This window comes from Trueperaceae bacterium (assembly GCA_002707365.1).
Taxonomy (GTDB): Bacteria; Deinococcota; Deinococci; order Deinococcales; family Trueperaceae; genus UBA6957.
In genome coordinates this window covers 98,096-118,530 of the sequence record PAMQ01000014.1, presented here as the reverse complement: position 1 = coordinate 118,530, position 20,435 = coordinate 98,096, and the positions used below count along the sequence as shown (strand labels likewise).

General features: G+C 47.3%; 20 protein-coding genes. 15 read left to right on the top strand and 5 right to left on the bottom strand.

The annotated features are described in order from the left end of the window. Positions 1-27: 27 nt before the first annotated feature. Genes CMO31_06715 through phnE form a run of 4 tightly spaced genes read left to right on the top strand, consistent with a single transcriptional unit; the run spans position 28 to position 4,468 of the window. Positions 28-1,968: a cytochrome C gene (locus CMO31_06715; GenBank protein ID MAZ53692.1), complete on the top strand. Its 1,941-nt coding sequence runs from the start codon at positions 28-30 to the stop codon at positions 1,966-1,968. An 11-nt stretch (positions 1,969-1,979) separates the two neighbouring features. Further along, positions 1,980-2,840, top strand: a complete 861-nt coding sequence (locus tag CMO31_06710) for a phosphonate ABC transporter substrate-binding protein (protein ID MAZ53691.1) — start codon at positions 1,980-1,982, stop codon at positions 2,838-2,840. Continuing rightward, positions 2,833-3,684, top strand: coding sequence for a phosphonate ABC transporter ATP-binding protein (locus CMO31_06705; protein ID MAZ53690.1), 852 nt, complete (start codon positions 2,833-2,835; stop codon positions 3,682-3,684). Before CMO31_06710 ends, CMO31_06705 begins: the two co-directional genes overlap by 8 nt. Beyond that, positions 3,674-4,468, top strand: a complete 795-nt coding sequence (gene phnE / locus CMO31_06700) for a phosphonate ABC transporter, permease protein PhnE (GenBank protein ID MAZ53689.1) — start codon at positions 3,674-3,676, stop codon at positions 4,466-4,468. Before CMO31_06705 ends, phnE begins: the two co-directional genes overlap by 11 nt. Positions 4,469-4,649: 181 nt before the next feature. Here phnE and CMO31_06695 read toward each other — a convergent pair whose 3' ends face one another. From CMO31_06695 to CMO31_06685, 3 genes are all read right to left on the bottom strand, one after another. Continuing rightward, positions 4,650-5,600: a hypothetical protein gene (locus tag CMO31_06695; GenBank protein MAZ53688.1), complete on the bottom strand. Its 951-nt coding sequence runs from the start codon at positions 5,598-5,600 to the stop codon at positions 4,650-4,652. A 309-nt stretch (positions 5,601-5,909) separates the two neighbouring features. After that, positions 5,910-6,815: a hypothetical protein gene (locus CMO31_06690; protein ID MAZ53687.1), complete on the bottom strand. Its 906-nt coding sequence runs from the start codon at positions 6,813-6,815 to the stop codon at positions 5,910-5,912. 158 nt (positions 6,816-6,973) lie between these two features. Continuing rightward, a complete protein-coding gene (locus CMO31_06685; GenBank protein MAZ53686.1) occupies positions 6,974-7,957 on the bottom strand; it encodes an FAH family protein in 984 nt (327 codons plus the stop codon). Between the two features lie 58 nt (positions 7,958-8,015). Between CMO31_06685 and CMO31_06680 the strand changes: the two genes are divergently transcribed. Beyond that, positions 8,016-8,690 carry a DtxR family transcriptional regulator gene (locus CMO31_06680; protein ID MAZ53685.1) on the top strand — a complete coding sequence of 225 codons (675 nt, stop codon included), beginning with the start codon at positions 8,016-8,018 and terminating at the stop codon, positions 8,688-8,690. A gap of 203 nt (positions 8,691-8,893) precedes the next feature. On the opposite strand, the gene CMO31_06675 is transcribed toward CMO31_06680, so the two are convergent. Further along, positions 8,894-9,865, bottom strand: a complete 972-nt coding sequence (locus tag CMO31_06675; protein ID MAZ53684.1) for a hypothetical protein — start codon at positions 9,863-9,865, stop codon at positions 8,894-8,896. Positions 9,866-10,045: 180 nt separating this feature from the next. On the opposite strand from CMO31_06675, the gene CMO31_06670 reads away from it, so the two are divergent. From CMO31_06670 to CMO31_06660, 3 genes are all read left to right on the top strand, one after another. Then, on the top strand, positions 10,046-10,933 hold the full coding sequence (locus CMO31_06670) for a quinate 5-dehydrogenase (GenBank protein ID MAZ53683.1): 888 nt from the start codon (positions 10,046-10,048) through the stop codon (positions 10,931-10,933). 133 nt (positions 10,934-11,066) lie between these two features. Then, positions 11,067-11,567, top strand: a complete 501-nt coding sequence (locus CMO31_06665) for a hypothetical protein (GenBank protein ID MAZ53682.1) — start codon at positions 11,067-11,069, stop codon at positions 11,565-11,567. Positions 11,568-11,757: 190 nt separating this feature from the next. Beyond that, entirely contained in the window at positions 11,758-12,732 is a 975-nt protein-coding gene (locus CMO31_06660) for a hypothetical protein (GenBank protein ID MAZ53681.1), read from the top strand. A 56-nt stretch (positions 12,733-12,788) separates the two neighbouring features. On the opposite strand, the gene CMO31_06655 is transcribed toward CMO31_06660, so the two are convergent. Continuing rightward, on the bottom strand, positions 12,789-13,616 hold the full coding sequence (locus tag CMO31_06655) for an NAD-dependent deacetylase (GenBank protein MAZ53680.1): 828 nt from the start codon (positions 13,614-13,616) through the stop codon (positions 12,789-12,791). Positions 13,617-13,847: 231 nt separating this feature from the next. Here CMO31_06655 and iolD point away from each other — a divergent pair, with 231 nt between their 5' ends. The 7 genes from iolD (at position 13,848) to CMO31_06620 (ending at position 20,312) form a co-directional block, all read left to right on the top strand. Beyond that, the gene (iolD, locus tag CMO31_06650; GenBank protein ID MAZ53679.1) at positions 13,848-15,695 is read left to right on the top strand and encodes a 3D-(3,5/4)-trihydroxycyclohexane-1,2-dione acylhydrolase (decyclizing); all 1,848 of its coding nucleotides are present in this window, start codon (positions 13,848-13,850) and stop codon (positions 15,693-15,695) included. A gap of 168 nt (positions 15,696-15,863) precedes the next feature. Further along, positions 15,864-16,682 (top strand): short-chain dehydrogenase, encoded by an 819-nt coding sequence (locus tag CMO31_06645; GenBank protein ID MAZ53678.1) that lies wholly within the window; start codon positions 15,864-15,866, stop codon positions 16,680-16,682. 100 nt (positions 16,683-16,782) lie between these two features. After that, complete coding sequence (locus tag CMO31_06640; GenBank protein ID MAZ53677.1) at positions 16,783-17,085, top strand: urease subunit gamma; 303 nt, start codon at positions 16,783-16,785, stop codon at positions 17,083-17,085. Positions 17,086-17,094: 9 nt separating this feature from the next. Continuing rightward, a complete protein-coding gene (locus CMO31_06635) occupies positions 17,095-17,463 on the top strand; it encodes an urease subunit beta (GenBank protein ID MAZ53676.1) in 369 nt (122 codons plus the stop codon). Then, the gene (locus CMO31_06630) at positions 17,460-19,166 is read left to right on the top strand and encodes an urease subunit alpha (protein MAZ53675.1); all 1,707 of its coding nucleotides are present in this window, start codon (positions 17,460-17,462) and stop codon (positions 19,164-19,166) included. The genes CMO31_06635 and CMO31_06630 overlap by 4 nt, the downstream gene beginning before the upstream one ends. 23 nt (positions 19,167-19,189) lie before the next feature. Further along, a complete protein-coding gene (locus tag CMO31_06625) occupies positions 19,190-19,651 on the top strand; it encodes an urease accessory protein UreE (protein MAZ53674.1) in 462 nt (153 codons plus the stop codon). Next, on the top strand, positions 19,626-20,312 hold the full coding sequence (locus CMO31_06620; GenBank protein MAZ53673.1) for a hypothetical protein: 687 nt from the start codon (positions 19,626-19,628) through the stop codon (positions 20,310-20,312). Before CMO31_06625 ends, CMO31_06620 begins: the two co-directional genes overlap by 26 nt. The last annotated feature ends 123 nt before the right edge of the window (positions 20,313-20,435 follow it).

Sequence of the window (20,435 nt, the reverse complement as noted above, 5' to 3'; positions counted from 1 at the left end):
TTGGCGGTGTTGAACATATAATTAGGCATGGCTAAAGCTTGGGCCTGGCTTTGTCAACAACATCTTTCTAGAGTTCTCACTACTCTCTGCGCTATGTTCTTGCTGTCAACAACGGTAGTGGCTTTGGCTCACATTGCTCGAGATACTCCCTGGCACCCAGCGGCTGCAAGCTACCGAAGAGCGGTGTTCTTCCTTAACCTTGCGCCGATAGACTGGTTGACTGTTGCAAACGAATACCAGGGTACTGTGAGTGATCTCGGTTACGGCAATGGGAGTGTTCTTGACCTTTTCGAGCAAGTAGGGAGTCCCTATGCTGGCAGTCTGCTTGAGGCTATTGCCTCCCGAGACCCTCAAGCCTTTTTCGAGGTCACAACCCGTTCTACCTCCCACCTGATCCGTCATACCCTATCGCTAGCTGAGTCAAAACTAGAATATCCTGGGACAGCATTACCTGACGTCCTTAATGCTCAAAGGATCTTCCGGGCTTTTGGCCAAGACTTCCTTCAGGAACTTGATCCCGTTTCACACAAACAGCTTGGGATCTCTTGGCTTACTTTGACCAATAGCGTTGGAAGTGCAGGAGTGGCTGGCATTGGAACCGTAGAGGCTCAGGCAGAAGCTTTCCACAAAGCTAGCAACGTTATCAAAGACTACCTCTTAGCTAATTACGAACCTGCCTCCTTCGCTGATCGCGTGACATTTGCCCCCGTTCCTGAAACAATTCTTGGATCAGTTGATTCAAGCGCCTTCCCTACCGTGTTACCACCTGGGACGGATCTAAACGACCAGGATCCCCTACCACTCTTGCGCCTTAACTTTGAAGCGAAGGGTCATGACGAAATAGACTTACCACTAGTAGCATTCGGCGACATGCTGTTTGACTCGCCAGAAATTTTTGGGGAACCCGCACGGTCTATTGGGATCACCTGTTCGACCTGTCACAATCGGAGCGACATTAACCGACGAGCTTTCATCCCGGGGATCAGTCACCAACCAGGTGCTTTTGACGTGGACGGAGCATTTTTTAATAGCATTTTCAATGACCAGCGCAGAGATTCCTTGGATACGCCGAGTCTCCGTGGACTTCGCTTCACAGGTCCTTACGGACGCGACGGCCGTTTCAGCAGTCTCCGTGACTTCACTCGGAACGTCATAGTTAATGAGTTTTCTGGTGAGGAGCCCACTCCCTTCATGCTCGATGCGCTAATCGCTTACTTACAGGAATTCGATTTCCTACCAAATAGTCTGATTAACCCTGATGGCAGCCTTACCGATTTGGCTTCTGAATCTGCACGGCGCGGAGAAGTAATATTCCAAACCCCGTTTGACGGTTTTAACGGAAACTCCTGTGCATCGTGCCATATGCCTAACTCGGCCTTCAAGGATGGTCAAGTGCACGATATTGGTACTGGGAGAGAAACTAGTGATGCTCCAGGTACTGATTCGGAGGTCTCATTTGATGGTTTCTTTGAAACTCCGACCCTATTAAACAGTGCCTTCACTTTCCCCTATATGCATAATGGTTCTCTAGCGACCTTGCGTGACGTAGCAAATTGGTTCAACGACACTAACAGCCTAGATTTAAACGACGGACAGCTCACGGATCTTACCTCTTACCTGAATGCGATTGGTGGTGCTGACAACCCGTACGAGATATTTGATTCCAGCAACACCGTATTCAAACTTGCTTGGTCTGAACTAACGACCTTTGCGACAACGCTTGATACTATTCTAATTCCACGACAGGACAAGTTTCATGCTCTCCTCCTCATTAAGACAGTAGCTCCAGATCTTCGAGCCGACGCCACGAGCTTAGTCGATCTTGACCAAGCACCATTAGTTTATGAAGTGGCAGATGCCCTTGACGCTGTAATGGAGGCAATTTTAATTAATGATTGGCAAAGAGCTTCCAATGCTTATCAACTCTATTCCGACTTGGTGGAGCGTTACGGGCCGGAGCTTAAATGATACCCAACGTCATGCCTAAACTCCTTAAGGCCTCTTTCCTAATAACCACATTAATAACCATTATGAGTCTAGTTACTGCTCAATCGACACTAACGCTGGCCTTTATTCCTCAGGAGAATCCTGAGAAGCTGCTAGGTGATATTGCAAAGATTACGCACTACCTTGAGTCCGAGCTTGATTTAGACGTCCGAGGATTTGTCTCACAGGACCACGCTGCGGCTGTTGAAGCTATGCGTAACGGCGAGGCCGACATTTCTTTTATGGGAGGCCTACCTTACGTACTGGCCCACGATCAGATAGGGGTCAAAGTGATCCTTGGGGAAATTTATCGTGGGAGCCCAGTGTATAGAGGCAGAATTTTTGTACGCAAAGACAGTGGGATTATTAATCTAGAGCAGTTACGCAATAAAACCATTGCTTTTGCTGATCCGATATCTGAGTCAGGGTACCTCTACCCTCTTGATGTCTTCACTCAAGCTGGCCTTATTGACCCAGAAGAAAATCCGACGAGATTCTTTGATGCTGTTTTCTTCGCTGGTGGTTATCAGCAGGCTATTCAGGCCATGGCTAATGGCTTTGTCGATGCAGCGGGAGTAAGCCAGTTCGCTGAGCTCCTACTAACCCCTGAGCAATTAGAGAAAGTGGACTGGATTGCAGAATCAGATTTGATCCCGTCTCATAGTGTTGTCGCGCGACAAGACTTAGACCCGGATTTACTTGCTCGCTTCACCGAGGCGATGTTGCAACTTAACGAACCTGATTACCAACATCTACTGCAATACGTATATGGGCATGACGGCTACGTAAAGGTAACCGATTCCACATACGACTCCGTCCGGGAGTTAGCCCGGAAGTACGGTTACCTTGAGTAGAAACAGCCCTGTTCAAAAACATAGTCCCATAGTCCCCGAAATAGGTCGCGACATTTCTGCCCCAGATGGAGCTCCCGTCGTATCGCTATTAGGAGGTGTTTCTGTCAATTACCCGAATAGCTCTTTTGGCATGACTCTTCCTGACCTGACTATCACGCAAGGCGAGAGGGTCGCTCTCGTCGGAACCAGTGGCTCCGGCAAAACGACCCTCTTGCGACTCATTAACGGGTGGGTACCTTTTGATCAAGGCAACCTCTATCTTTTTGGAAATCGAATAAACCCAGGTGATTTTCGTCGACGTACAATTCGTCGACGTATCGGTTTCATTTTTCAGGCATTCCACCTTGTGGAACGAGCAACAGTGTATGAAAACATATTGTGGGGACGGCTAGGTTGGCAGGGAAGCCTTAAAAGTTTACTTCTCGGGTTTAATGATCAGGATCATTTAAGGACTAATCAGGCAATCCAGGATGTCAACTTAGAACCCTACGCCCTCCAACGCGTCAGCAGCCTTTCTGGTGGCCAACAACAGAGAGTGGGGATTGCCCGAGCACTTGTTCAGGAACCTGATCTTATCCTTGCTGATGAACCAGTTAGTAATCTTGACCCAAATACAGCAGCAGAAATCATGTCTCTCCTAGAAAATGCCTGTCGGCAAAGGAATGTTACTTTGATCATGGCTTTACATCAACCCGAACTAGCTAAACTTCATGCTAATCGTATCGTCGAACTAAATGGCGGGCTCATCGTAAAAGACAGAGAAAATCACGCTCACTCAATCTCTTACCAGGCGCTAAAGGAAACCGTTGAGGTCTTTCCCGAAAAGGATATACATGAAGCCTGAGCTTGCACAAAAAATTCAAACCCATAATAGGCAACGGAAGATCCAGGTGGGCATCTTCCTAGGGATTGTTGTGACCCTTTTGGTGTTGGCTTTACCTGGAGCTGAGATTGATCTAAATAAATTATATAAAGGCCTGCCTCGAATGTCGGATTTCTTAGGCAGGATGGTCCCGCCTGACACTTCAGTAATGTCGACGGTTCTTACCTCAACCTTAGAAACTCTTCAGATCGCCTTTGTGGGAACGTTTTTCAGCGTATTATTATCCTTTCCCCTTGCCCTCTTGGTTGCCACTAACCTTTCACCACCATGGTTAGCGCAGCCACTGCGATGGCTTCTTGGTGGAATCCGCTCAGTGCCCTTGATACTGCTGGCACTATTCTTTGTCAGTACGGTTGGTTTAGGTCCATTTCCCGGTGTCCTTGCAATAACAGTTCATTCGGTTGGGATGCTCGCTAAGTTTTACGCCGAGGCATTCGAAAACGCTGATCCTGGTGTTCTAGAAGCTCTCGACAGTGCCGGATCAACACTTTTGCAACGCGTTAGGTTTGGCGTCTTCCCACAAGTGGCGCCCGATCTTATCCGCGACACTCTTTTCCGACTTGAGCTTAACTTCCGAGAATCGCTAATACTTGGTCTTGTTGGTGCTGGAGGAATCGGGTTTTACATACAGCTTTACATTCGCTCTTTCCAATACGAAAGAGTCGCTACTTTAACTATTACCCTCCTGTTGATCGTAGTTGTTGTCGAACTAGTCAGTAACAAACTCCGCCAGCATCTCCGGTAAATATTGCGGAATAAAAATAACTACTAGAGATGTTGACAGCCCAGCCACGTGAATTAGTTTTAGTCTATCCAACAGGACGGCAAGGACGGTGCAACCGATAATATTTTAGGTTTTTATGGGTAGCCTCAAGAGAAAAGAGTACATTTTCGTGGTATCCAAGGGACGGCTATCATATTCACGCTCACAAGGACACTAGGACGACTCCTATAGTAATAATTAGGGCAGCAATTATGCGGAGCACAGGCGCTTCCTCCTTCATCACAACTGCCCCTGCCACGACGCCCAACACTATACTGAACTGCCTTAGTGCCACCACGTTGCTGGTTTGATCCGTCAACTGGAAAGCCCACAACACAAAGCTATAGGCGACAAACAACAACACGGCAGCAGCCACAATCCCCCAGAAATTAACCATCTGTGGACCTGATGCTGACCCCCAACTCCCAAGCCTGACAAATGACCCCCCGTTCCTACGTTTGCTAATGACAATGAAAATTATCAACATTGGCACGTATAAAGCGGTAGTAAACGAGAATTCCCACAGGCCATAACGTAGGGCAGAAGTCAACCCACTACCAAATTCACTTTGGATAGCTTCAGCTGCTAGCTTATCGAATGCTGAATAGCCCACCGTGCCAAAAGCAGCAACGATTGCCCAGCCAACACCACGTCTAAACAAACGGCTCACAAAATTAAAGTCGGTATCGTCACGTGCGCTACCAACAGATAAAGAAACAACAAGGCAACCCAAAGCGACTAATCCCAAACCAAGCCAATCTATCGCACTTAGTGACAAACCTCGGGCCATATCAAAAACTCCCAGCAACAATACGGGCAAAGCCCGAGCTATTGGGTATATGACACCAAGATCACCAACACGGTATCCCACCGTGAGGCCTAAGAAATATAGTGCCTCGAAGAAGCTTGCGCCCAGTAATAAAGGCCATAAAAACGCCAGGAAGCCTTGTGAAAATATTTCGCTTCCCACTGCCACAACTAACCCTGGAACGCTTATACAAAGGAGGATTCGTAAAAACAGGGTCGGGGAAAAACTACCCTGCTTAGCGATCAAATTCCAGCTGACGTGGAAAATAGTGGATATAAGCACAATTCCGATGACTACTGGAGACACACTGTATTTTAGCGTCAATAGCGGCGCTAAATTCTCATCTTAAAGCTATCGACTTATCCTTTTCACTACGGGAGAGTTATTCAGCCCTATCTCTGGGACTTCTTCAGGAATTGCAACTACATTGACACGCCCAGTGCTAGTCGAAGATCTGTTAGATAGAGTCACATTGCCGCATTACGATACATAGTCAATAAACGTTGCAAGGCGATTTCAGTTTACTTAGATGCAAGATCGGCGTAAACACCAACCAGCCTAAATTATGGTGGATTTTCGTCACGCCCCGCTTAAAGCCTCTGCAAGGTATCCAAGTTATCTGGCCTGTGGGTGAAAAACAAATTGTCCAGCCACAGCATAATGGTCAGAAAGGTCACGCTTGGCATACAACTCTGATCTTAGTGGGAGCACATCAAAGCGACTCATTAGTGGTTGTAGATGCTTTTTAGAAATCAGCACATAATCAAGAAACTGATGACTTTCACCATCAACCAGCATATTGTTGGTTCCATCCCAGGTAACTAGACCAGAACAACTATCTATAGCCTGTGCATCGAGCAAAACCAGCATCCGTTGGAACTCGCTACCAACGTTACAATCAACATTGAAATCTCCAGCCAGGATAATTGGATCTTGACGAGAAATCATCTGGGCAGTTACAAAAGAATGGAATAACTGGAACTGGTCTTCTCGAACTTTAGCTGAGTTACCCCTAAAGTCAGATTGAGCATGAATCCCAAAAAGGTGATAGCTTCTACTTCCTTTTGCAATTTCAGCGTAGACTACCCCTTTATCAGCTAGGCAGTCCTGCATTTTGCAAATCGCACCAAAGGTCATTTCCTGTTCTTGCTCAATAGGCCAGCGGCTCACAATTACAACGCCACCGTCCTGCCGAATCAGTGTGTCTTCACGGCCAAGCACTTTTGTAGAGTAGGGATACTCTTCAGCTATTCCCGATAAAAGAACCCTCCGAGCCTCATCATCAAATAGCTCTTGAAAAACAATTGCGTCGTAGCCCGAAAGATGACCTATTAACCAATGTGCCCGGGAAACCTGGTCAGTACGAAACCAAGGCCTTGGTAGAAAGAAGGCGTTAAGGCTAAGTATGGAAAACTCGAAAGGTCGTAAGGTAGCAGGACCCTTGTGGCCAGATAGCGGAACGTTTGCATTTACAGTTGTTCCACAACTAGTTAATCCAAAGATCGCAAGGATTACTACCATGGCTAAGCCCTGGCCTTTAGGGATTATATTGCCTATGCAGAAAATAGCGTGAAACCTGTCCTTTGCAAAATCTGTAACGCCCCGAATAAAATCGGAAGTGCAGCAGTTCTTGGGGCAACGTGGTAATTGAATCTTCCGTTAATCTCGTGTACCTATCCTCACAAAAACCTTCGGTGAAATTCCTGACCCTTAGCTATACATAAACGGTTTCTTAAAGGCTTTCCGAAAGCTGCTGCTTCGATAACAAATTGATCGCCGTCGCAAGTCACAAAGTCGTCGGCAAAGCTTAGGGTTGCTGTGCCTAAAAAGTGGATGTGAATGTCGCCCGGCCGCCGAAATACCGAGTACTTAAAATGGTGGTGTTCTAGATTATCGATGGAATGAGACATGTTAGCCTCGCCAGTCAAGAAAGGTTTGGTCCACACTACCTTTCCATCTCGCACAATAGAACTGACGCCCGTTACTTTGCCTGGGAGTTGTCCGGTACGAATCTCGGGCCCGAATGAGCAGGGTCGGAGTTTAGAGTGAGCAAGATACAGATAGTTTTTCTGTTCGGTAATATGGTCCGAAAATTCATTTGCTAATGCAAAGCCGAGACAGTAGACCGTGGCATCAGGACCGATCATATATATGCCAGCAATCTCCGGTTCTTCCCCCCCATCAAGGGCAAATGATGGGGAGGCAAGTTCACCTTCCGGAGGTACCACAATTGAGCCATCTCCCTTGTAGAACCACTCGGGCTGAACTCCCACCTCACCAGGACTTGGTTTACCACCCTTGATACCCCAATTAAACATCCTCATAGAATCAGTCGTGGCAGCATCATCCTGGAAATCAGAATGCATCACATCACGTGTTGCAGCACTTCCTAGATGACTTAGGCCCGTTCCTGTTATGAGCATGTGAGCAGGGTCAACATGGTCTATCGGAGGGAGAAGATTGCTGGAATTAATCATCGCTTCATAATCTATGTAATCGTCACTTACTACTTCCTTAATAAGATCACAAAGAGACACCCCTGTCTCAATCGCGGCCCAAGCAAGATCGTAAAGTCGATCAAATCTCGTCAAATTTCTTAGTCTTTCACCTTCGACTAATGCCAATGCACGCTTGTAATTATCTTGGTACTGCACAAGGTTCATAGTGAATACTGTAAACCCTGTTGATAGGAAAAGGTTAACTTCTTGGTATTCTCTGTACATGTCCAAGGCCGATCGCATGAAGGTTTCTACCTCCATAGAGGACTACCTCAAAGCTATATGGTTGATTGCCAAGGACGCATCTGCCTCAACTAATGCCCTTGCTGAGCAACTCAATGTGGCAGCACCTTCTGTTTCATCGATGCTAGGTAAATTACAAGACCTAGGGTTCGTCGAGCACGAACCCTATCACGGAGTACGCCTCACTCCCTCTGGTTCCCGCCGAGCACTGCGACTTCTACGGGGACATCGTCTGATAGAAACATTTCTGCTTGAACACCTAGGGTACACCTGGGCTGAAGTTCACGAAGAAGCAGAACGCCTTGAGCATGCTGTAAGTGAACGCTTTACTGAACGCCTTGCCGATTTATTAGGGCATCCGACCCACGATCCACATGGTGACCCAATACCAGGGCCAGCGGGTGACTTCCCAAACACTCCTAACACCCCGCTTGCTGAACTTGAGGTTGGCCAAATCCTCGAGGTTTCTCGACTAATGACTCAGGCACCAGACGTCTTAACTTACATAGCACAACTTGGTATACACCCAGGACAACGTATTCAAGTCAGAAAAACGGAACCCATCGGGGGCCTCATTCATGTCTATTTTGGCAATCGTACAGAGATTTTATCAAAGGAGCTAGCTATGCTCATTCGTGGTCAGGTGGGTTCCTGACCCTAACCGCCTTAAACTAGATTCGACTGTATTGGCTTCCTCATTTTCCGTTTATAGGTCTCGCCTTTTCCATTGATTTGCATGGAAATTAGCTTTGCTAGAAACAGATTTTTTCATCCTAGGATGATCCTCCCAACCTCGGTTGCGAATCTCTAAATCTGACTAACTAAGAGTGGCTTCAGTGCTTTGCCTGACAATAGGTCTCAACACAAATTTCCGTCAACCGGAGCATTATCTTCTATGAGTCCCTCATTCTTTAGGTCACACCATAGTTGAGCCGGTACTTTAGTTGATCGCATTGCAAGATTTTGACTGACTTCTGATGGATTTTCAGCCCCCACGACCAGCGAGGTTACTGCCGGGTGCATGGTTACAAACCGAAGCGCCGCCACCGGAAGAGATATCCCGTGACGCTGGCATATAGAAGCGATAGCGTGAGCTCGACCCAGGAGCTCTTGGGAAGCCGCCTCGTAATTGTACGTGACTCCGGGCACGAGGTCCCGCACCAAAATTCCACTATTAAAAACACCGCCAAGTACAACTGCTATGCCTCTGGTAAGACAGTTATGAAGAAAGTCGAGGGAGGTCTGTTCCAGCAGTGTATACCGACCAGCAAGCAAGAAACAGTCAAAATCACCGTTTTTAGCGAAATCATCTAGCATCTCCCACTTATTCATCCCAGCGCCAATAGCCTTTACCACTCCTTGGCTACGTAACTCGTCTACAACTGGATAAACCTTGTCAAGAACCTGACGGTATATCGGGGTCTGGGAGGAGGGATTTGGCCAATTGGCCAAATCCGGATCATGAATGTGGAGAATGTCTAGGGCATCAGTCTTAAGTCGTTCAAGGCTTTCCTCAACACTGGCAAGTATCCCATCGCGAGTAAAATCAAATATTGTTTCTCCTCGCCTGCCTACCTTCGTTGCAAGAATGTAACTTTCGCGGGGTACGGCAGATAATGCCTGACCAACCGCAGCCTCTGATCGTCCAGTTCCCAGATTAGAGCCAGACGTGCCATAAAGCGGGGCAGTATCGAAAAGCCTAATCCCTTCTTCGTAAGCCTTTTCAATTGTAGCTACAGCTATTTTTTCACCTGATTGAACCACATGAGCAGTACCTAATCCGTACTCAGGCAGAATATCCTTAATTTTGTTTAGACGCATATCTCCCATCACTTCTCCTTACATGGTACTTCACGTGGTGCAGCAAAGCTTCACCTACAATAATACGGGCCCACGCGAAATTCTACGCACGAACAAAGATTTGCCAATATACTCTTAATGAGGTGATCGCGTTATCAATTCGGAGCGTAAACTGAAGAAGGTGCTGAAGTCGTGACTGACAAAAAAACTGTGGTGAGTGTTTCGCTTGGCTCAAGCACTCGAAACGCAACGATCGAAGCAGAGTTGTTAGGGAATAAGATCGCCATCGAACGGCGTGGGACAGACGGTGATCTGACTCGAGCCGAAGCTGAAATTCGTCAGCTTGACGGTAAAGTCGATGCAATAGGCCTAGGGGGAACTGATTTATTTGTGACTGCTGGAAAGCGGCGATACTATATTCGCGATAGCGTCCGTTTAGCCCGTAATGCGCAAAACACCCCAGTTGTTTGTGGAGCTGGACTTAAGAACACCCTTGAACGGCGAGTAGTTAAGCAACTTGATCCTGCAATGTTATGGCGCAACAAGAAGGTGCTGATGCTTTCAGGAACTGATCGGTACGGAATGGCAGAAGCCCTTACCCAAGCTGGGGCCGATATTGTGTTTGGCGACCTAATCTTTATCCTAGGCTTACCAGTCGTATTAAAGAGCCTTGGTGCTCTTCGTACCATGGCGAGCCTCTTGGGGCCTGTGGTGACTAACCTACCAATTAGCTGGCTCTATCCCACGGGTAACCGCCAAGAAACCAGTGTAATCGGTTGGCGAACAAGGTATTTCGACCAAGCCGAAGTCATTGCGGGTGACTTTTTGCTCCTGAAGCGATACGCTCCTGAAGATCTTAGTGGCAAGATAGTCCTGACTAACACAACGACAGCTGATGATGTTGCAATGCTAAGGCAACGCGGAGTCTCTAAGTTAATAACTACCACGCCCCGATATAATGGTCGGAGCCTAGCCACCAATCTCCTTGAGGCGACCTTTTTAGCCATCTCTGGCAAAACAGAACTCTCTGATCAGGAATACTTAGATCTACTAGAACAGAGTGGTTTAGGACCAGACGTTATAGATCTGACTACTTAGCATTAACGTATTGATACCCATCGCCTTTTCTTCGGAAAAGCTATGGCTAGCGCCCTCTATTTGCTGAGATAAATTACCTTCAATTAAAAGCTCCTGAGTTCTAGACTGTGACCCTTCGGAGTGACAAAAGATTTTGATATCTTCTAAAGTTTTTTGGGTTGACATTTTGCAAGCGCTATATAAACCTGTTAAGAACTTGGTTACGCATTCATCAAATTCCCAGAAACGTGTAGTGGTTATAGTGACCACTATTGCCTGTTTAGCCCTTGCTTTAGGGTTATTCGGTTATGGATTGATTCGAGAAGCCCCAAAAAGAGTTGCAGGTACCAAGTGCGCTGGTCCTGATCAGACGGTAGAGGTTGACAGTGTTGTTCAACTTGTAGGTAATCATCCGACTCGTAATAGTGGTCGGGTAGATCCCAATGGGACAACTTTAAATTACAGCTGGGAACTTTCATTTCTCAATAATCCCAACAATAGCAATACTGATTTAAAGAACCCTTCAGGTCCGGAAACCAGTTTTGTTGCAGACGTCCCTGGAACTTTTCAAGCTACTTTGTGGGTCACCAACAATGCAGAGCCCTTCATCTACTGTCGAACCCCAGATAAAGTTAAGATTCTGGTTAAGGACTAATACTTCGGTATGCGACCTGTTGATAATCATTACGTAACTGCACCCGATTAAGCCAAATAAAAAAGACCGAAACATTCACTATCGGAATACCTCCATTTTCGATCTCTAGTGTGATAGGTCTCTAATATTCACCTACTACGACGACCATCGGGCTACCATAAGCACTATGAAGATCACGCTGCTTCCTCTTATGGGCGCGTTCCACCTTCGTTACCCAAATTACAATGCTATTCATGTGCGGGACTTAGTCGCTGATTCTAAACCGGATGCCGTCCTAACAACCGCAATAGAACAAGATTTTCTCAACCGACCAGAATGGCAAGATACTCCTGAACTTGCTCTACCTCTTGCCGTTGTGCCTTGGACTTCGCGCCAGCGTATACCTTTTCACGCTGTGCCCGTTGCTTCACCCGACCCAACAGCTACTCAGGACTTCCGCAAATACATTTCGTCATTTCCAAATCTTAATGCCCGTTTGATGGAGATTGATACGACACTAAGAACCCTCAAAGAACTTCTTGAAACTTCCCTTACCCTTGAGCGCATCCAAAAAGAGGTTCTTCCGCTTTTCAGCAAACACCAAGATAGTCTCAAGAAAGAATTTGGTGACGGTCCTAGTACTGGTTGGATCGGTGAAAGAAGCAATCTGGCAGCTGAACGTATCCTTACCCTAGACGCAGAACGGGTTACAGTTCTCTCCAGTGCAGAACATCTCCCAGCTCTAGACGCTGCTATCGGCGACCGGGCTGAAAAGATTTACCTCCTAAAAACAAACTCTAACGACGAAGCCCGCGAGCGAAGTTTCCTAGATTTCGCTATGCAGGTTGACGTTCCAGAACCAGGTAACGTCATTCATAAACTTCGTGACCTTAGAGTTCCCGAGGCCCGCTATCACGAAGCAAATATATTATTTGCAAATGGTCACCTTATAGAAGCACTTGAATTGCTTGAAACAGTTAGTCACGGTGATTTCAGCCAACCTTACTTCCTTCCGGGCTACCTCCTAGCTAGACTGGGTCAGCTCCGCGACTTAACCAACAACCGAAAGGGTGCCGAAAGGGCATACCGAGGAGTGCTAGCCCTGGACTTTGCCCCTATCGAAGCACGAGAAGCCTCGAAGAAAGGTCTTTCAGTAGCCTTTTCCCTTTCTGAACCAGCTAACTGAAAATTTACTACGCATTGTCCTAACGTACTTAAGCTTTGCTTGAGTTTTTTACGAACCTACCTGTTGTTTGAGCACAATAAGGCTAACTCCGTTAGCGTTTTGCCAAGAGGCGCATGTAAACGAATTAGGGCATCCGAATCACCACGCGTCGAACCCATATTAATAATACCAATCGGCTTTCCCGCCTTACGAGCTCTGGAAACAAAACGATATCCCGAAAATACTGTCAGAGAAGTACCAACTACTAAAAGGCTTCCAGCTTGTTCCAACATCTCTAGCGCAAAATCAACTTTACCCTTTGGCACATTCTCCCCAAAAAAAACAACTTCTTGTTTTAGTAGGCCACCACACTGTAAACACCCAGGTACGTTAAAGTTATCGGTCGAGTCTTCTGCGACTTCTGCGTCTCCATCAGGATAAATATTGACCCAATCCAACTGTATATGGGGATTAAGCTTCACTAGACGCCTCTGTAGATTCACTCTGGTTTCATCAACACCGCATTTGAGGCACTTCACAAAAGACAAGTTTCCATGGAGTTCAAGCACGTTCTTACTGCCAGCAACTTGGTGGAGACCATCAACATTTTGGGTCAATATTCCCGTGATAAAGCCATCACTTTCTAGCTGGGATAATGCCTGGTGTCCACTATTGGGAACAGAAGAGCTCATGTTTTGCCACCCGAATAGGCTCCGGGCCCAGTAACGCTGGCGAACCTTCGCCTGGAGTAAAAACTCTCTGTAATAAATCTTTTTTTGCGTATTACTTACTGATTGCGTTCCACGATAATCTGGGATACCGGACTCGGTACTTATCCCTGTGCCACTCAAAACCAGAGTCTGGCTACTTTGAAGTAGATCAACAAAAGGCCTAATATTTTCCACTAGGGTGTTAGATTCCGTCGACGGTAATTCCTTCACAGTAACCAAAAATATCCCTATACCCAAATTAGCGCAAGGCTGAGGATTACGATCAGGTTGATTAGCAAATCAATATAATTTAGAAGCCAGAACCTACTGTCCCCTTTGCATAAGCATTAATACTGACCTGAAATAGTTTAAACTTTTTTAATAAGTATGCACACATGGGTTGAAAACCATGTAAAGGAGGCAATAATGAACAGAGAAACAGTTCGCTTGACCATGGCACAAGCCCTAGTAAAGTATTTGTGCAATCAGTTCATTAAAATTGATGGAGAAATCGTACCTCTATTTGCCGGTGTATTCGGAATTTTTGGTCACGGCAATGTAACTTGTTTAGGCGAAGCGCTCGAAGAAGTTAAAGATCTCCTGCCAACCTGGCGGGGGCAGAATGAGCAGTCCATGGCACTAGCCGGAATTGCATTTGCCAAAGCTAAACGACGCCGCCAAATAATGATTGCCACGTCTTCAATCGGCCCAGGTTCAACAAATATGGTGACTGCCGCGGGTGTTGCACACGCTAATCGGTTACCACTGTTGATTTTGAGCGGCGATGTTTTCGCTAATCGTAGACCCGACCCAGTACTCCAGCAAGTAGAACACTTCGGAAACCCAACTACCTCTGTTAATGATGCCTTCAGGGCAGTATCCCGCTATTGGGACCAGATCACTCATCCAGAACAAATTATTTCATCCCTGCCTAAGGCTATCGCCACAATGATTGACCCAGCCGATTGCGGCCCAGCGTTCCTCGGGCTGTGTCAGGACACTCAAGAGTTGGCCTACGATTACCCTGCAGAGTTCTTTGAAGAAACCGTGCATTCTATAACCCGGCCGCGTCCTGACCGAAAAACTTTACTTGCGGCAGCAGAAAAACTAAAAACTGCAGAGCGGCCCCTTATTATTTCTGGTGGCGGTACCCGTTACTCTCTAGCTGAGAGTGTACTTGCGGAGTTTGCCGAAGCACACAACATACCTATCGCCGAAACTGTAGCTGGAAAAGGGACGCTCGTGCACAATCATTTGATGCATATCGGTCCGATAGGCGTCACCGGTTCTAGTTCAGCAAACATTATGGCTGCTGAAGCTGATGTAGTTCTAGCTGTAGGAACGCGCCTACAGGATTTCACCACTGGATCCTGGACTGTATTTTCACATGATGCTGATTTCATCGGCGTTAACACGGCTCGCTGGGATGCATCTAAACACCGTGCTCTAGCCGTAGTCGGTGATGCCTTGGAAACCATAAAAGAGTTGGGCCAGCTGCTTGGTAATTGGCAGGCCAGCCCAAAATGGGCAGAGAAGGGTCGCAGTGAATTTGCATCATGGAACGATATTCTTGACCAACATCAAAGCCGAGAAGCCGGTTCGACAATTACTTACGCGCAAGTTATAGGTTTGGTAAACCAAAAAGTAGGAGACCGAGATCTTTTGATCACCGCTGCGGGTGGCCTACCAGGAGAGGTAGTGAAAGGCTGGAGGGTTAAGACTCCTGGAACGTTTGACTGCGAATACGGTTATTCGTGTATGGGTTACGAAATTGCGGGTGGTTGGGGGGCAGCAATGGCTGATAAAACACGTACACCAATCGTGTTGGTAGGAGACGGATCTTACCTTATGATGAACTCAGACATATATTCTTCTGTCCTCAGCGGCCACAAAATGATAATCGTGGTTTGCGACAATGAAGGTTTTGCATCGATTAACCAATTACAAAACGCAAAAGGTAGTACGTCATTTAACAACTTGCTCAAAGACTGTAAAGTCGAACGATCTCTTACGGTTGATTTTTCGGCCCACGCCAAATCAATGGGAGCCCTGTCTCGGCATTGTTCTGACCTCAATGATCTTGAAGAAGCAATGGAGTGGGCACAAACCACTGATCGTACAACCGTTGTATCAATCAAGACAGACGCATTTTCGTGGGTGCCAGGTGGTGCATCTTGGGATGTCGGTGTGCCCGAAGTAAGTAAACGAGAAGAAGTACGGAAAGCGCGTAAAGATCATGAGGAAATCCGCGCCCGACAACGTATTGGAGTGTAGGCATTAAAATAGATTGCTGGACGCTCAAGACGAGTCACTTATTCACCTAACGTAACTTGACGATGAAAAGTCAAGTCCGACAACCATGTTTCCGAAAAATCTCGAGTAAGTAATAGGCAGCAGGGCCTGCCGCAAGTTTTCAATAATTTTCCTAAGAGGAGAATAAACTTGAACCGAATAGATGGGAAATTTGCTGTAGTTACTGGTGGCACGCAGGGTCTAGGTGCGGCTATTGCCAGAAAGTTTGCTGAATTAGGGGCTAAAGGAATCGTAACGTGCGGTCGAAGTACTTCAAAGGGTACGATAATCGCGGATTCTATACAAAATGAAACTGGGTGTCTAGTTCATTTCGTAACAGCAGACCTCGCTAAAGTTACTGACTGTAGAAATGTGATAGCAGCTGCTGATAAGTACTTTGGCCGCATCGATGTCCTGATCAACGCTGCCGGATTGACAGATCGTGGGGACATACTTAGTACCAGTGAAGAACTTTTCGATCGCTTGTTCGCAGTAAACACACGAGGGCCATTCTTTCTCATGCAAGACTCCCTAAAAATCATGCTACGAGAAAAGACCGAGGGTTCTATCGTCAACATCGGATCCACATCTGCGCTGGCAGGACAACCATTTCTCTCAGCATATTGTGCCTCTAAAGGTGCCCTAGCAACTCTTACCAGGAATAGCGCCTTCGCGGTATTACGTAACAAAATTCGCATCAATCAACTAAATATTGGTTGGATGGCATCCGAAGGCGAACATCAAGTCCAAAGTCAGTTTCACGGTGCACCACCGGACTGGTTAGAAAAGGCTGGCCAAAAACAACCATTCGAACGGCTCCTTACGCCTGAGGAGGTCGCCCGTGCAGTTACGTTTCTGGCGTCAGATGATGCGGGAATGATGACTGGTGCAGTAATTAACTTTGACCAGTCTGTGTGGGGTGCGTATTCCTCTGACCCACCCACTCCTGAAACACCATTAAGCTTGTAAATTATTAGTTGATACTTACCATAAACAATTGAAGCATATGGTACGTTCTGTATTGATCATCTCAACGTAATCCGCTAACGAAAGGTATCGATCTTTAGCAATGCGACTGACCGAACGAGAACTTGACAAACTCACGATCTTTACGGCCGGCGAGGTAGCTCGGCGGCGTAAGAACAGAGGATTAAAACTCAATCATCCTGAGGCAGTAGCGTTGATCACAGCAGAGATCCTAGAGGGAATACGAGACGGACAAAGCGTAGCTGATTTGATGTCTTTCGGAACTCAAATCTTAACTCGTGATGACGTTATGGAGGGAATTCCAGAAATGATCCCCGAGATTCAGGTGGAGGGCACATTTCCGGATGGCACCAAACTCGTGACTATCCATGACCCAATCCGGTAAGGAGCCTTAATGATTCCAGGTGAGTGGCTGATCGAAGATGGTGAAATCGAACTTAATGCAGAAAAAGAGTGCCTGACTTTGAGAGTCGAAAATAGAGGTGACCGACCAGTCCAAGTTGGTTCCCACACGCATTTCTTTGAGGTTAATGCTGCCTTGTCATTTGATCGAGAATTGGCCTACGGTCACCGTTTAGATGTACCTGCCGGTACAGCATTACGCTTTGAACCCGGTGAGGGCAGGCTTATCCTGCTAGTTCCTTTTGGGGGAAACCGAATAGCTTACGGCATGAATGCTCTAGTTTCAGGGAGCCTTGCTGACAAAAAGGATGCTGCCCTCAAACTGGCTAGAGACCAAGGTTATATCGAGGAAATCAAGTGAAAATCTCGCGCTCTGCTTATGCTGGGCTTTACGGACCAACAACAGGAGATCGAATTCGCCTGGGTGATACCGAGCTCTTACTAGAAATTGAGGAGGATCACACACTTCATGGCGAGGAGGTGGTCTTCGGGGGAGGCAAAGTCATTCGTGATGGGCAGGGGCAGTCCCAGCGTACACGGGCTGAAGGCACTCCCGACTTAGTGATAACCCGTGCAATTATCATAGACCACTGGGGGATTATTAAGGCGGACGTCGGTATTCGCGATGGATGCATATGCGGCATTGGACGAGCAGGTAACCCCGACATCCAAGATGGAATCACGCCTGGCCTAGAAATAGGGCCAGGCACCGAAATACTCTCTGGAGAAGGGAAGATTCTAACTGCGGGAGGCATCGACGCACACATCCACTTTATTAGCCCACAGCAGGCCTATGAAGCTCTATACAGTGGCATAACGACCATGATTGGTGGCGGTACTGGACCTGTTGAAGGGACCAAAGCGACAACTAGTACACCAGGCGCCTGGAACCTTCATCGGATGCTCGAAGCTTGCGAGGGTTTACCCCTCAACTTTGGTTTCCTAGGAAACGGTAACGCCTCGCGCCCCGAGGCGCTGGTAGAGCAAATTGAAGCCGGAGCGCTAGGACTGAAGTTACACGAGGACTGGGGAACTACCCCCTCAGTCATCGATGTAGCACTCACAGTGGCCGACAACTATGACGTTCAGGTCGCAATCCACACAGATACTCTTAACGAGTCAGGTTTCGTAGAAAATACCCTTGCGGCGTTTAAGGGACGTACCATTCATACGTATCATAGTGAGGGTGCAGGTGGTGGCCACGCCCCGGACATCTTGAAGGCTGTAGGGGAATCTCACGTCCTTCCGTCATCAACTAATCCCACCATGCCATATACAATCAACACGCTTGAGGAGCACCTTGACATGCTGATGGTTTGTCACCATTTGAGCCGTAATGTTCCAGAAGACGTGGCATTTGCTGAATCTCGCATCCGGCCAGAAACAATGGCTGCAGAAGATGTACTCCACGATATTGGTGCCATTAGCATTATGGCTTCCGATTCCCAAGCAATGGGTCGAGTCGGTGAGGTAATTAGTCGCACCTGGCAAACAGCTCACAAGATGAAACTTGAACGCGGACCATTAACTCCAGACTCCACTAGAAACGATAATGCCCGGATCAAACGTTATTTATCAAAGTACACTATAAATCCAGCAATAGCCCATGGGATCTCCGGTGATGTTGGTTCGATAGCTGTTGGAAAACTTGCGGACTTGTGTCTCTGGCACCCAGCTTTCTTTGGGGTAAAACCTGACTTGATTCTTAAGAGTGGTTTCGTGGTTGCTTCCATTATGGGTGACCCCAATGCCTCTATTCCTACGCCAGAGCCGGTCCGTTACCGCGCCATGTTCGGTGCCCTTGGTAAATCCCCTTCAACTCTCTGTTATCACTTCGTCTCAAGCACCTCAATCGAGAAAGGATCCTTACCAAATTCGTTGACTCGACAAGCCCGCCCAGTGACTGCCACCCGGAAGCTGACGAAGGCTAACATGATTCACAATGATGCTCTCCCTGAGATTACCGTCAACCCCGATAGTTATGAAGTTACCATCGACGGGGAAAAGGTCCGAAGCAAAGCAGCCACCGAAGTAGCTCTTGCCCAACGGTACTTCCTCTTCTAACCGGACCAAGTGGGATTTCATCTATGCCTAATACCGACCAACACCCTATATTCCGCATTAGCAACCTCCCTATCAGCACCGGGGAAACATCAAACCTAAAGATTGTGGAATTGTACATGACCTCACATGAAAGACAGCGGGTTAGACGCCGAGTAGTAGCCCCAGATGGTATCAACTTGGCCCTTGAGCTCCCAACTGGGACAATGCTCCAGGTAGGACAAGTGCTGCACAAAACACAAAATTGCATCTACATCGTACAAGCAGCTACAGAAGAAGTATTGGTTATGGAACCTCGAAATCGCAAGGACGCTGCACGAATCGGTTATTTAGTCGGAAATCTTCATAGAGATATCGTCATTGAGGAGAAAAAAATCCTAACCCTTTGGGACAACGCACTAGCGCAGAGGCTAGCAAAAGAAGAAATTCCGGTGCGACAAGAACAACGAGCTTTCACTGGTAATGCCCCTGGTGAACACAGTCACTAAAAATATGGATGACCTAGCCCTAACCAAGCTCCTCCAAATTACCGATTCGCAATTTCCAATAGGCTCCTTCGCTCACTCAGTCGGGTTAGAAACCTACGCCCAAAAAGGTCTCGATGCCGTGGGTTTAGCCTCGCTCCTCGAAGCGCAGATCAAGGTGGGTTGGGGACGCCTCGACCTTGCCGCTACGGCTCTGGCTTGGCATACTGAAAACACTGCCGCTTTAGAATCGCTCTGTTCAGAATTATCTTCATGGAAGGTTATTTCTGGTCCGCGCCAATCTAGCCTTAGCCTAGGTCGGCGGCTGTTAAAGCTTGCCATCAGGCTCTTCCCCGGAATCGCAGAAGACCTGGTTCGATTAGATGCTCCTCACCAAGCAATAATTTTTGGCATCCTGGGAAAACGTCTCGGCATTGAACAACGAGCTTTAGTTCTTGCCTTCGGCCACAACACCTTACTATCATCCCTAAGTGCAGCGACACGTTGCATGTCACTCAGCCCTGAACAAGCTCAGGAGATACTTATTATGCTACAACCAAAGCTTAGTCAAGCTATTACTCGCGTTCTTGCTGATCCCAAGGCTTCCTTTTTTTCCGCAACCCCAGCAATCGACCTTCGTGCCCACCAACAAGCCTACCTTCACACTCGGTTATTTCAGTCCTAGGAAATCGACCGAATAACTTAAGGTTCGTGCCAGCAGCAATTAAACCAAGTGCCAATCCGCCTGTGTCGTTTAAGGGTGTTTTGGAACACCCTGTAGATGCTAGAAGTGTCGTCCTGGCGGGCT